Source organism: Streptomyces sp. AP-93 (genome assembly GCF_022808175.1).
In the GTDB taxonomy this organism is placed as follows: Bacteria; Actinomycetota; Actinomycetes; order Streptomycetales; family Streptomycetaceae; genus Streptomyces.
Genome location: NZ_JALGBX010000001.1, coordinates 514,336 through 526,357, shown reverse-complemented (window position 1 = coordinate 526,357; position 12,022 = coordinate 514,336). Strand labels below are relative to the sequence as shown.

The window sequence follows — 12,022 nt, the reverse complement described above, 5'->3', positions numbered from 1 at the left end:
TCTCCGGTTCACCGCCGGCTCCTGAGGCTCATCGCCGGAGCGGCGAGCCGAACCAGGCGCGCAGCGCCGCCGTCAGGGTCCGCACGTCGTCCGGGACACCGGCCGCGCTCCATGCCGTGTAGCCGTCGGGACGGACCAGGAGCGCGCCGGGCGTCCGGACGTCGGTCACCGCGGAGAGCGTGGTGACGCGGTCGGCCCAGGGCCGGGCCGCGTCGAGCAGGTCGCCCTGCCCGCCGAGGTCGAGCAGCAGCGGACGCCCGCCGTGCAGCAGCTCGGCCAGGCCCGTCTCGGCGTCGCCGGTCTTGAGCGGGAGATCGGGGGCGAGCAGCCCCGCCATGGGGTCGGCCGGGTCGCCGATGTCGTACCGCACCGCGGTGCCGCTGATCATTCCACTGAGGTACTCGTTGACCTGGGGCATGTGCATCAGCTCGGTGAAGAGCTCGCGCAGCGCGTCGGTGCGCGGATCGGGGTTCATCAGCGCCACCTGCGCGCGGACGTTGTGGAGCACCTGGGCCGCCACCGGGTGGCGCTCCGCGTGGTAGGTGTCGAGCAGCGCCTCGGGGGCCCAGCCCTGCACCTGCGCGGCGAGCTTCCAGCCCAGGTTGACCGCGTCCTGGAGTCCCAGGTTCAAGCCCTGGCCGCCGGCCGGGAAGTGGACGTGCGCGGCGTCGCCGGCGAGCAGGACCCGTCCGTTGCGGTAGCGCTCGGCCTGGAGGGCCGCGTCGCTGAAGCGGGTCAGCCAGCGGGGGTTGGCCATGGGCACGGGGTACCCGGCGATGCGCTCGACCTCGTCCCGCATCTCGTCGAGGGTGACGGGCGCGCTCCGGTCCGCGTGCGGGCTGCGGAAGTCGTAGGTGGAGACCCGGCTGCGGCCGTACGGGTTGAGCCAGATCAGCGTCCAGCCGCGGGCGCCCCGCTGCCAGCCGGACGGCGCGCGGTACGGGTCGAGCAGCTCGACCTCGCCCATCAGCGCGCCCACGGTGGCCGGGGTGCCCACGAAGTCGATGCCGCCGAGCTTGCGCACGGAGCTGCGCGCGCCGTCGCAGCCGACGACCCAGCCGGCCGTCAGCGTCCGCTCGGTCCCGGCCTCGTTCCGGACGGTCAGCGTGACGTGGTCCTCGTGCTGCTCGAGTCCGACCACCTCGCTGTCGCGCTCGATGCGGGTGCCGAGCGTGGTCGCGCGCCGGGCGAAGACCTGCTCCGCGTAGGCCTGCGGGCTGCCGACCATGGCGGGTCCCTCGTGGACGACCGCCGACAGGTCGAGCTCGAACATCCCGCCGAAGTGGAACGGCACCGGTCCGCGGGAATGCCCCAGGGCCTTGTGCGCTCCGGGCTGTACGGCGCCCAGCAGGCCGCGCCGGTGCAGTGTCTGCGCGGTGCGCGCGTGCAAGGTGCCGGCCTTGGACTCCCCGGTGGGCTCGGGCAGATGTTCCAGGACCGTGGCGCGTACGCCGTACAGGGCGAGCTCGGCGGCGAGCAGCATGCCGACCGGGCCGCCGCCGACCACGGCGACGTCGGTGTCCAGGGACATGGGGGACCTCCAGGTTGCTGGGTGGCGCTGTGCTGTGCAGGGGGTGACATGACGGAGGGGAAGCGGGCAGATCGTGCGCCGCTTCCCCTCCGTCCAGCGGTGGTGACGAGATCACACCGTGGCGGGGGAACTCACGGTGTGCTCTTCGCCCCGCTGGTCCGGGGCCCCCTGGACGGGGGGCCGGGTGGTGGCCGCGGGCTTGCCGGGGAGGGCGAGCGAGATGAGCGCGCCGAGCAGGATGCCCGCGGCGGCGATGTAGACGGCGGTCTGGGTGCCGTCCGCCATGCTGGTCTTGAGCGCGTCGCCGGCGAGGCCGTCGATGTTGGCGTTGGCGATGGCGATGAGGATGGCGAGGCCGACCGCGCCGCCGATCTGCTGGGTGGTGGAGGCCATGCCGGAGGCGATGCCCTGCTCGTGCGGGGCCACGCCGGAGGCGGCGGCGATCCACATGCCGGTCCAGGTGATGCCCTGGCCGACGCCCGCGATGACGAGGCCGGGAACGACGCTCGCGTAGCCGGCGTCGGCGGAGATCGTGAAGGCGAGGACGGCGGTGCCGATCGCGCCGACGACGAGGCCGGTGACGAGGGTCGTCCGGGTCGCGGTGCGGGTGGCCATGCGCTCACCGACCTGGGTGCCCGCGGCGATGGAGAGCGAGGGGACCAGGAAGGCCAGACCGGTCTCCAGGGCGCTGAAGCCGTGCACGCTCTGGAAGAGGACGGTCAGGAAGTACGGCAGGGCGCTGAAGGTGCCCATGAAGATGAAGGTGACGGCCATGCCGACCGCGAGGCTGCGGTTGCCGAAGAGGCGCAGCGGCATCAGCGGGTCCTTGCTCTTCGCCTCGATGAAGGCGAACAGGGCGAGCAGGGCGACGGCGACGACGGCGCTGATGATGATCTCGGTGGAGGCCCAGCCGCTTTCCGGGCCCTGGACCAGCACGTAGACCAGCAGGGTCACACCGAGCGTGGCGGTGATGGCGCCCGGCAGGTCGAAGCTGCGGCGTTCGGTGGCCTTCGTGTCGCGCGGCATGACGGCGAGGGCCGCGATCAGCACGATGCCGGCCAGCGGGACGTTGACGAAGAAGACCGAGGCCCAGCCGAAGGCGCCGGTGAGGACGCCGCCGAGGAGCGAGCCGAGGGTGAGACCGGAGGCGCCGGCGCCGCCCCAGATCGCGAGCGCCCTGTTGCGCTCCTTGCCCTCGGCAAACAGGGTGTTGATCAGTGACAGCGTGGCCGGGAAGAGCAGCGCGCCGCCCAGACCCTGCACGGCGCGGACCGCGATCATCGTCTCCGGGTTGCCCGCGAAGCCGCCGACCAGCGACGACACGGCGTACAGGCCGAGGGCGAGGGCGAACATGTTGCGCTTGCCGAGCAGGTCGGCCGCCCGCCCGCCGAGCAGGAGGAAACCCCCAAAGACCACCGCGTAGGCGCTGACGACCCACTGGAGCGACTGGTCGGTGAAGCCCAGCTCCTCGCCGATCTCCGGCAGGGCCACGTAGACGATGTTGAAGTCCAGCGAAATGATCAGCTGGGCGAAGGCCAGGAGGGCAAGAATCCAGCCGAGGCGGGGAGTCCCCGTGCCTGACGGGGAGGCGGAACGGGTGGCAGACATGGGGAGTGACGACCTTTCCGGGCTCAACAGTACGACTGAGTACGTACAATTACTGTTCACGGATAGTCGTACGGTTCTGAGGTGCCTGTCAACCGCACCCGGCGGCTGTGTCAGGTCGGGGACGGTCCCGGAAAGTTCGCGAACAAGTACTGACCAGCAACTGTTCGACCATCCTTGGACATACGAGCTACTTTTGACGGCATGACTGTCAACCACCCGACCAGGGACCAGATCAAGCTGGAGAACGTGTTCACCGCGCTGGGCAACCCCATGCGACTCACCGTGGTCCGCGCCCTGGCGGCCGGCGGCGAGTACCCGTGCGGCAGCCTGCTCGAAGGCGTCTCCAAATCGACGCTCACCCACCATTGGCGGGTGCTGCGCGAGGGCGGCATCATCTGGCAGCGCCCGTCCGGCAGAGAGCTGCTCCTGTCCCTGCGGCGCGAGGATCTCGACGCGCGCTTCCCCGGACTGCTCGACGCGGTCCTCGGTGCGATCTCGGTCGAAGCGCTCCCCCGCGCGGGCAGCGCCCGCCCCACGGGCTGATCACCACCGCGCGTCCGGTCCGCGCCGTCGCGGACCGGACGCGCGGAGACATCGCCGGCCCGCAGCCGGATGTTCCGGATGCCCCGGTCAGGCCGCCCGGGGGGCCGGGGCGGCGGCGCTCAGCAGGGCGGTGCGGCCCGCGGCCCAGACCACCGTCGCGGGTCCGCCGTTCGGGCGCCGCTCCGCCGCGAGCGAGTGACCGCGCTGCGGTCCGACGCGCCGCCCGGAGCGGCGCAGGGCCGCGAAGCGCTGCGCGTCGAGGTGCCCGTGGCCGCTGTGCCGGACGAGCAGGGCCGAGAGCTCGGCGTCCAGCTCGCAGTGACGGCCGAGCGCCAGCCCGGCTTCCACCCACTGGCCGAGCACGGCGTACCGGGTCTCCTCCAGGGCCGCGATGCGCTCGCCGAGCCAGGCGCCCGCGTCGATCCCGGCGAAGGCCGTGCCGGACCACAGGTCCAGGGCGCCGCGCAGCCGGCGGGCCGCCTTCTCGAAGTCCCCGCAGGAGATGGCCCGGTAACCGGCGCCCGCCTCGCGCTCGAAGTCGCGGAAGTCGCACCGGCCCCCACCGGTGTCGAGAAGATACCCGCCGGGCACCGCCGACAGCACCGTGTCGGGAGTCCGTACCGCACCCGGACCGGACTGCAGGGCCCCCGCGAACTGCTCGCGCAGCATGCGGACCGCGGCGTGGGCGACGGCCCGGGTGTGCTCGGGCGGAGTGCAGCTGGTCAGCTCGTCGGCCAGTACTGACACGGGTACGACCTGATCGGCATGGGCTGCGAGGACGGCCAGTACGTGGCGGGCCTCCGGTGTGGGCGCCGCGATGGGGACCCCGTTCTCGGTGACACGCAGTCCTCCGAGCACGTCAATGTCCACGGTTCCCTCCCTGGAGGCAAGACACAGCGACACTGGACGTCAGGAAAAATAATACCCGGAAGGATTTTTCGCAACCCACATGTGGCCGGGACACGGAGGGGTGGAGCGAGGCCCCCGAAGGCGCGGACGCGGACATGCGGACGCCCGGACGAGAGGCCCCTTTTCCGGGCCCCGTCCGGGCATCCGCACATCCGTCACCGCCGTCTACGGCACGCCGCCGTCAGCGGCGCGCTCAACCCGCGCGGCTTTCCTCCTGCACGCCGGCCACCGAGGTCCACGGCTCACCCTCGACGGCTGCCACCGGCCGGCGCACGCCCGAGGCGCAGCCGTAATCGCACGGGTGCGTCCCCTGCGGTCCGTACAGCGCCCTCGCCCCGCGGCCCGGGGCCGTGTCCAGCCGGATCGCCAGGGACGGCACCACCAGGTTCGGCATGACATGGGTGTAGAGGGCAGAAACCTGCTCGTCCATGTCCATTCCGAGCATGTGGGACATCATGTTGAGCCCCGCGTAGGACCCCACGATCAGCCGTGCCGGCACGATCGGGTCCACGGTCGTCAACAGCTCGCCGCGGGCCTTGGCCTCCGTCATCAGAGCGAGGTGGAGCTCTATCCACGCCTCGTAGGGCGAGGCCCGGTCCAGGCTCAGGCCGGTCTGGTCCAGCGTGAGCCGCGCGCTCGCCCGCATCAGGACGTCGTGCCGCAGCCGGTGCGAGAAGATCATCCCGGTGTCCACGAACTCCTGCACCTTGAACGGCTGGGGCATCGCGCGCGGGGCCGAGGCCACCTGGGCGTCGATCACCGCCTGGGCGAGGTGCTCCTTCGAGTCGAAGTGGAAGTAGAGCGCGCCTTTGGTCACCTTGGCGATGTTGACGATGTCCGAGAGCTTGGCCGATTCATAGCCCCGCTCTTCGAACACCACGGCGGCCGCCTCCAGGATCGCCCGGCGGGTGCGTACCGCACGGTCCTGTTTGACCTGTGGTCGTTCTGTCCTCATGTGATGCGACCTCTCCCGCCCCCATCCGTCATGCCGCTGCGCCCACCTTTCCGGGGCAAGCAGCGGATGAAGTCTTTGTCTCCCCCGCCATCCCTCGTACACCGGCGCTTTACATGCCCTGGGGTACGTTCTTGCTTAGGGCAGTTTCACACCATGGAGAACCCGCCGTCCACCGGCATGGTCACGCCGGTGACGAATGAGGACCTCGCACTGCACAGCCAGGCGGCGGCCTCGGCGATCTCCGCGGGCTCCGCGGTACGCGGCTGCGGCGTCCCCGCGTGCAGCTGCGCCTCGATGCCGGGCACGGCCGCGAACCACTGCTCGACCACCTCCGTGCGGGTGGTGCCGGGCGCCACCGAGTTCACCCGGATGCCCTGGGCCCCGTACTCGGCCGCGGCCGCTTTGGTCAGGCCGATGACCGCGTGTTTGGCCGCGACGTACGGGGCCGCCACCGGGGTGGCGAGCAGCCCGCCGACGCTGCTGTTGTTGACGATCGACCCGCCGCCGGTCTCCAGCATCGCGGCGATCTCCGGGCGCAGGCAGTTCCACACCCCGCGCACGTTGACTTCCATGATCTCGTCGTACAGCTGGTCGTCCATCTCGTGCAGCGGGGTTCGCCCCACGCCCCAGCCGGCGTTGTTGAAGGCGCAGTCCAGCCGGCCGAACTCCTCGACCGCGCGGGCGACGGCAGCCTCCGCGTCACCGCGCCGGGTCACGTCCGTCACGACGTACGCCGCCTGCGCGCCCTGCGCCCGCAGCTCCTCGGAGAGCTCCTTGATCCGCTGCTCACGCCGGGCGGCGAGCACCACCCGCGCACCCTCCCGCGCGAACACCCGGGCGGCCGCGGCTCCGATGCCGCTGCTCGCCCCGGTGATCAGCGCGACCTTGCCCTCCAGTAGACCGTGCCCCTGCATTGCCGCTCCCTTCGTTTCCACTCGTTCCAGTCCTCGCACTCGGCGTGCCGCTCCGCGCCGGCGGGCACGGCGGCGGGCACCGCGGCGGGTTCAGACCGCGCTGCCGATGCCCGCACCGGCCTCCGCGTCCACGGTGCGCAGGAGTTCCTCGTCGATTTCGCCGAGCGAGCCGACCAGGTTCCGCACGCCGGCTTCGCGCATCTGACGCCCTTGGAATCCGTGTTCGAAGGTACTGGGGTGCCCGATGAACGGCACACCCAGGTCGAGGGCCACCGCGGCGACACGTGCCACGTCGTCCACGAACAGCGCCTGGGAGTGGTCGAGGCCGAACCAGTCGACGGTGATCTCGTGGATGCCCGGGCGGAACGTGTCCGTGCTGATGTAGCCGGGGCCGTCGAAGAGGTGCGCGAGGTGCCCCAGGTAGTGGTCGAAGTGCTCCTTGTCGAGGCCGCCGTAACAGACGGTCTGCAGCCCGAGGCCCCGGAGCCGGAGCAGGAGTTCCTCGACCCCCTCCATCACCTGCAGCGGGTGCTCGGCCAGATAGGCGGCCCGCTCCTCGAAGTACGCCTCCAGCACGCGCTCCGGCGTCCAGTCGAGCCCTGCGGCCCGGGCCAGGGCCGGGGCCGCGAGCGCCCGGGGCTGGGAGAAGATCGAGCGCTCCACCTCACCGTCGTAGGTTCCGCCCCGGCGGGTGATGAACCCGTGAATGACCGGGCTGAAGGTGTCGTTGAGCAGGACGCCGTCGATGTTCAGGGCGGCGAGCCGCAGGTGCTGCAGGGGGCGCATGGCGCTCCGATCACGCGGGGGAGGGCCGGCGCAGACGTTTTCTGGACTCCGAATCAGCCCGCGACGCGGGCGTACTCGATAGCCCCCCGAAAAATACCCAGCAGTATCCGCGTTGCTCTGCACCGGGAAAGATACCGGACGTCGGCTGTTTCTCGCCAGGCCGGATGATCACGGTCACACGCCTCAACTCGCACCACAAAATGGCGCCTGAGTGGGCATTTGTGGCAACTCATGCACCCTGACGGCAACTTGGCATGTGCCTTTTGTCACTCAGTGCGGACGTGAGGGCGCCCCTCGGCCAAGATCGAACCACTAACCAAACTCGGAAGTACGTACTCTGAACCCCGTAGAGGTTTGCTGCACTCGTCCACGATGAGGGACTTCATGATCACGACCCTGGAACCGACGGACTTCACCACGTCTCCTCCGGCCGAGCACTGCGCGTGTCAAGCCCAGACGGACAACAGGCTGGCCGCCACGGTTCCGAGGGCACTCGTCCACCGGGCGGCAGTCGCCGAGGTCTTCCTGACCGGCATGTGCCGCATCACCGAGGACCGCTTCCACATCAAGGCCCAGTGGCCCCGCGGGCACAGCTTCTTCGCACCCGTGGCGGGCACCCACTACGACCCGATGCTGATCGCCGAGACCATCCGGCAGGTCGGTGCGTACCTGGCTCACGAGGCCTTCGACGTACCGGTCGGGCACCAGTTCCTGCTCTGGTCGCTGGAGTACTCCACCGTCCCCGAGCAACTCGTCATGGGCGGGGCCCCTGCGGACCTCGACCTCACCGTCACCTGCCCCGAGATACGCCGCCGGGGCAGCCGGCTCACGGCGCTCACCTACGAGGTGGTGATCCGTCAGGAGGACCGCGTCGTGGCCACCGGGCGCGTCGGGTACACCGTCACCTCCCCCGCCGTGTACCAGCGGCTGCGCGCCAAGCAGCTGGCCGCGCAGCCGGACTCGGTGCTCGGGTCCGCCCCGGTCGCGCCCGCCGAAGTGGGCCGGCTCTCCCCCTTCGACGTCGTCCTCTCCGCGGCCTCCGGCCCGGGGGTGTGGGAACTGCGCTACGACATCCGCCACCCCGTGCTCTTCGACCACGTCGGCGACCACGTGCCCGGCATGGTCCTCCTGGAGGCCGCCCGCCAGGCCGTGACCATCGACGCCGAAGCCGGCGTCATTCCGGTCTCCGTCATGAGCACCTACCATCGCTACGCCGAGTTCGGCAGCCCGCTGTGGATCCGCGCGGAACCCGCCTCGGCGGAACTGGGCGGCGCCGCGGCCCGGTCGGTCCGGGTCACGGGCCACCAGGACGGCGAACAGGTCTTCGAAGCCGTCGTCGTCACCGAGCCGGTCGGGTCCGTTCCGCCGCGGTTCTGAGCCCGGATCCACGGCTCGCGCCGACCCGCCTCGTTCGCGGTGAAACGCGGCGCGGGCAAGGCCGGGCGGCCGTACCGGGAACACCCGGTACGGCCGCCACGGTTGTACCGACCGAGGGACCGGCGCCGTACGGGCGGGGAACACGGAGACCACGAGGTCGTCCGCCCCACCGGGATCCGGTCCCCGGGATCGCGGCACGTCCGCCGCGGACTCGGACCGAGACGGATGTCCGCAGGAGGACTGTTCCATGGCCGACCGGCCCTTGACGCTCATGGCAGTGCACGCCCACCCCGACGACGAAGCCACCGGAACCGGCGGGGTCCTCGCCCGGTACGCGGCGGAAGGCATCCGCACGGTGCTCGTGACGTGTACCGACGGCCGTTGCGGTGACGGACCGGAGGGCGTCAAGCCGGGCGGTCCCGGGCACGATCCCGCGGCCGTCGCCTCCATGCGCCGCAAAGAACTCGAAGCGAGCTGCGACGTCCTGGAGGTCGGCCACCTGGAGACGCTGGACTACGCCGACTCCGGGATGATGGGCTGGCCGAGCAACGACGCCCCCGGATCCTTCTGGCAGACCCCCGTGGAAGAGGGCGCCGCCCGGCTCGCGGAACTCATGCGGCACTACCGGCCCGACGTGGTCGTCACCTATGACGAGAACGGCTTCTACGGCCACCCCGACCACATCCAGGCCCACCGGATCACGATGGCGGCGCTGGAGATGACCGCGCTGACGCCGAAGGTGTACTGGACGACGATGCCCCGCTCGGGGATGCAGCGGTTCGGCGAGATCATGCGCGAGTTCCAAGGGGACGACATGCCGGAGCCGGATCCCGCCGAGGCCGCCGCGCTGGCCGAGATAGGCCTCCCCGACGATGAGATCAGCACGTGGGTGGACACCCTCGCCTTCAGCGGTCAGAAGTTCGACGCGCTGGCCGCACACGCCAGTCAGGGCGAGAACATCTTCTTCCTCAAGATGGGCAAGGAGAGGTTCGGCGAGCTGATGGGCACGGAGACCTTCGTACGCGTCCAGGACGCCACCGGCGCGGCCCTACCGGAGAACGACCTCTTCGCCGGACTGCGCTGATCCTCCCGGCAACCCCGCGGGTCACCACACCCGGGCCGTCCCTTTCGGATCTCGTCTGCCAGGCAAGATCCGAAAGGGACGGCCCGGGGCATGCCATGCCGATCAGGCCGGGGCCGCGACCGTCAGCTCAGGCCGGGGCACCGAACATCAGCTCAGGCCGGGGCCGCGAACGTCAGCCGGAACAGCGCGCCCCCTCCCGGGGCGGCCTCGGCCACCACCTCCGCCTCGTGCGCCCGCGCGATCTGCCGGGCCATCGCCAGCCCGAGCCCCGACCCGGGCAGCGCCCGCGCCGCCCCCGCCCGGTAGAACCGGTCGAAGACGTACGGCAGGTCCGCCTCCGAGATCCCCGGCCCGTGATCCCGTACGGTCACCTGCGCGGAGCCGTCCCCCCGAACGGCCAGCGCCACCTCCACCTCGGCCCCCGCCGGGCTGAACTTCGCGGCGTTGTCCAGCAGGTTCCCCAGCAGCCGGCTGAGCCGGGCCGGCACCCCCGCCACCACCGCCTCCCCCTCCCCCCGGGACGGCGACGGCGCCCGCACCCGAAAGGCCACTCCGGGCCAGTGCGCCCGCGCGGCCCCCACGCAGTACTCCACCAGCGGAGCCAGCCGCACCTGTTCCACCAGCAGCTGCGGCTCCTCGTCGCGGGCCAGCTCGATCAGGTCGTTGACCAGCCCGGTCACCTCCCGCAGCTGCCGCCCGAGCGCCAGCGAGGCCCGGTCCCGCTGCTCCGCCGTCAGCCGGTCCCCCCGCGCCAGCAGCTCCGCGTTCGTCCGCAGCGCCGTCAGCGGGGTCCGCAGCTCGTGCGAGGCGTCCGCGACGAGCCGGCGCTGCGCGGTGACGGACTGTTCCAGCTCCCCCAGCATGGTGTTGAAGCTCCCGGCCAGCCGCGTGACCTCGTCCTCGCGGCCGCGCCCCGGAGGCGGCAGTTCGATCCGGTGCCTCGGGTCCCGGGTGGCGGCGATCCGCTCGGCGGTGGCGGTGAGCCGGGTGACCGGTGCCAGACCCGTCCGCGCGACCCAGTAGCCGAGCAGCGCGGCCAGGAGCACCCCCGCGGCAGCCGTCAGCGCCAGCCACCACGCGGCCTGCTCGATGCCGTCCTCCACGGTGTCCGCCCGCAGCGCCACCTGGAGCGCCCGCCCCTTGCCGTAGTCGGTGGTGAGCATCCGCGCCGGATGCCCCGCGTGCACGATGGCGGTGTAGTACGGGGCCCGCGTGCCCGCCGCCACGGCCCGGGCGGCCGGGGTGACCGGCAGCAGGTACGGCGCCCGGGGGTCGCGCCCCGGATCCGCCGGCACCACCTCGGCGCAGGCGGGCGCCGCCCGGAAGCGGCACTCCCCGGCCAGCGTCCCGGGTCCGGAGTCCGGGTTGCGCTGGGCGGCGAGGCGGGCGGACTGGGTCAGGCTGAGGTCGAGCTGTTGGTACAGCGCCCCGCGCACGACGAGGAAGGCCGCCGCGCACACGCCGAGCGCGACGAAGGCCACCGCCGCCGTGACGGCCAGCGCCAGCCGGGTCCGCAGCGGCCGCCTGCGGCGCCACCGCGCTCCGATTCCGCGCGCCCGCCCCCGCCCGCTCACGCGGCGTCCAGCCGGTAGCCGACCCCGTGCACGGTGTGCACGAGCCGGGGCTCGCCGCCGGCCTCCAGCTTGCGGCGCAGGTAGCCGACGTAGACGGCCAGGGAGTTGGAGTCCGGCCCGAAGTCCCGGCCCCACACCAGTTCCAGGACCAGCTCGCGCGGCAGCACCTGCCCGGGGTGGCGCAGGAGCAGTTCGAGCAGCGCCGACTCGGTGCGGCTGAACTCCAGCGGCCGCTCGCCGCGCCGCCCGGTGCGGGTGGCGGGGTCGAGGACGAGGTCCCCGTACGCGAGCACGGGCGCGCCCCCGGCCGGTTCGGGGGCGGCCCGCCGCAGCAGGGCACGTACCCGGGCCACGAGCTCGTCGAGCGCGAACGGTTTGACCAGGTAGTCGTCGGCGCCCGCCTCCAGCCCGTCGACGCGGTCGCTCACCGCGTCCAGGGCCGTGAGGACGAGGACGGGCGTACGGTCGCCCACCGCGCGCAGCTGCCGGCACACGGCGAGCCCGTCCAGCACCGGCATCATCACGTCGAGGACCACGGCGTCCGGCTGCCAGAGCGCCACCTCGGACAGTGCCGCCAGCCCGTCGGCCGCGCCGCGCACCTCGTACCCCTCGACGGCGAGGCCGTCCTCGACGGCGGCCCGCACCTCGGGCTCGTCGTCCACCACCAGAATCCGCTGCATGCGGCAAAGCCTCCCAAATGCTCCGGGAGAACCTCTTAGAACGTTCTTAGGGCGCACCGGA

Annotated in this window: 11 protein-coding genes; 3 read left to right on the top strand and 8 right to left on the bottom strand. The window is 72.0% G+C overall.

Features of this window, described 5'->3' with window-relative positions:
• Positions 1 to 28 precede the first annotated feature (28 nt).
• Entirely contained in the window at positions 29 to 1,531 is a 1,503-nt protein-coding gene (locus MTF69_RS02480; RefSeq protein WP_243330217.1) for an FAD-dependent monooxygenase, read from the bottom strand.
• Between the two features lie 111 nt (positions 1,532 to 1,642).
• Positions 1,643 to 3,139: an MFS transporter gene (locus MTF69_RS02475; RefSeq protein WP_243330215.1), complete on the bottom strand. Its 1,497-nt coding sequence runs from the start codon at positions 3,137 to 3,139 to the stop codon at positions 1,643 to 1,645.
• A 201-nt stretch (positions 3,140 to 3,340) separates the two neighbouring features.
• On the opposite strand from MTF69_RS02475, the gene MTF69_RS02470 reads away from it, so the two are divergent.
• On the top strand, positions 3,341 to 3,682 hold the full coding sequence (locus MTF69_RS02470; RefSeq protein WP_243330213.1) for a helix-turn-helix transcriptional regulator: 342 nt from the start codon (positions 3,341 to 3,343) through the stop codon (positions 3,680 to 3,682).
• An 87-nt stretch (positions 3,683 to 3,769) separates the two neighbouring features.
• Here the strand turns inward: MTF69_RS02470 and MTF69_RS02465 are convergent, their stop codons facing one another.
• The 4 genes from MTF69_RS02465 to MTF69_RS02450 all read right to left on the bottom strand — a co-directional run bounded on the left by MTF69_RS02465 (position 3,770) and on the right by MTF69_RS02450 (position 7,246).
• Positions 3,770 to 4,552, bottom strand: coding sequence for an AfsR/SARP family transcriptional regulator (locus MTF69_RS02465; RefSeq protein WP_243330212.1), 783 nt, complete (start codon positions 4,550 to 4,552; stop codon positions 3,770 to 3,772).
• A 232-nt stretch (positions 4,553 to 4,784) separates the two neighbouring features.
• On the bottom strand, positions 4,785 to 5,546 hold the full coding sequence (locus MTF69_RS02460) for a ScbR family autoregulator-binding transcription factor (RefSeq protein ID WP_243330210.1): 762 nt from the start codon (positions 5,544 to 5,546) through the stop codon (positions 4,785 to 4,787).
• A gap of 146 nt (positions 5,547 to 5,692) precedes the next feature.
• Positions 5,693 to 6,460 (bottom strand): glucose 1-dehydrogenase, encoded by a 768-nt coding sequence (locus MTF69_RS02455; protein ID WP_243330207.1) that lies wholly within the window; start codon positions 6,458 to 6,460, stop codon positions 5,693 to 5,695.
• A gap of 90 nt (positions 6,461 to 6,550) precedes the next feature.
• Positions 6,551 to 7,246 (bottom strand): HAD family phosphatase, encoded by a 696-nt coding sequence (locus tag MTF69_RS02450; RefSeq protein ID WP_243330206.1) that lies wholly within the window; start codon positions 7,244 to 7,246, stop codon positions 6,551 to 6,553.
• Between the two features lie 384 nt (positions 7,247 to 7,630).
• Between MTF69_RS02450 and MTF69_RS02445 the strand changes: the two genes are divergently transcribed.
• Both MTF69_RS02445 and MTF69_RS02440 read left to right on the top strand, forming a co-directional pair.
• Positions 7,631 to 8,623 carry a ScbA/BarX family gamma-butyrolactone biosynthesis protein gene (locus MTF69_RS02445; RefSeq protein WP_243330204.1) on the top strand — a complete coding sequence of 331 codons (993 nt, stop codon included), beginning with the start codon at positions 7,631 to 7,633 and terminating at the stop codon, positions 8,621 to 8,623.
• Between the two features lie 247 nt (positions 8,624 to 8,870).
• Positions 8,871 to 9,707: a PIG-L family deacetylase gene (locus MTF69_RS02440; protein WP_243330203.1), complete on the top strand. Its 837-nt coding sequence runs from the start codon at positions 8,871 to 8,873 to the stop codon at positions 9,705 to 9,707.
• A 152-nt stretch (positions 9,708 to 9,859) separates the two neighbouring features.
• Here MTF69_RS02440 and MTF69_RS02435 read toward each other — a convergent pair whose 3' ends face one another.
• Positions 9,860 to 11,281 carry a cell wall metabolism sensor histidine kinase WalK gene (locus tag MTF69_RS02435; RefSeq protein WP_243330201.1) on the bottom strand — a complete coding sequence of 474 codons (1,422 nt, stop codon included), beginning with the start codon at positions 11,279 to 11,281 and terminating at the stop codon, positions 9,860 to 9,862.
• Positions 11,278 to 11,961: a response regulator transcription factor gene (locus MTF69_RS02430; RefSeq protein ID WP_243330199.1), complete on the bottom strand. Its 684-nt coding sequence runs from the start codon at positions 11,959 to 11,961 to the stop codon at positions 11,278 to 11,280. The genes MTF69_RS02435 and MTF69_RS02430 overlap by 4 nt, the downstream gene beginning before the upstream one ends.
• Positions 11,962 to 12,022 lie beyond the last annotated feature (61 nt).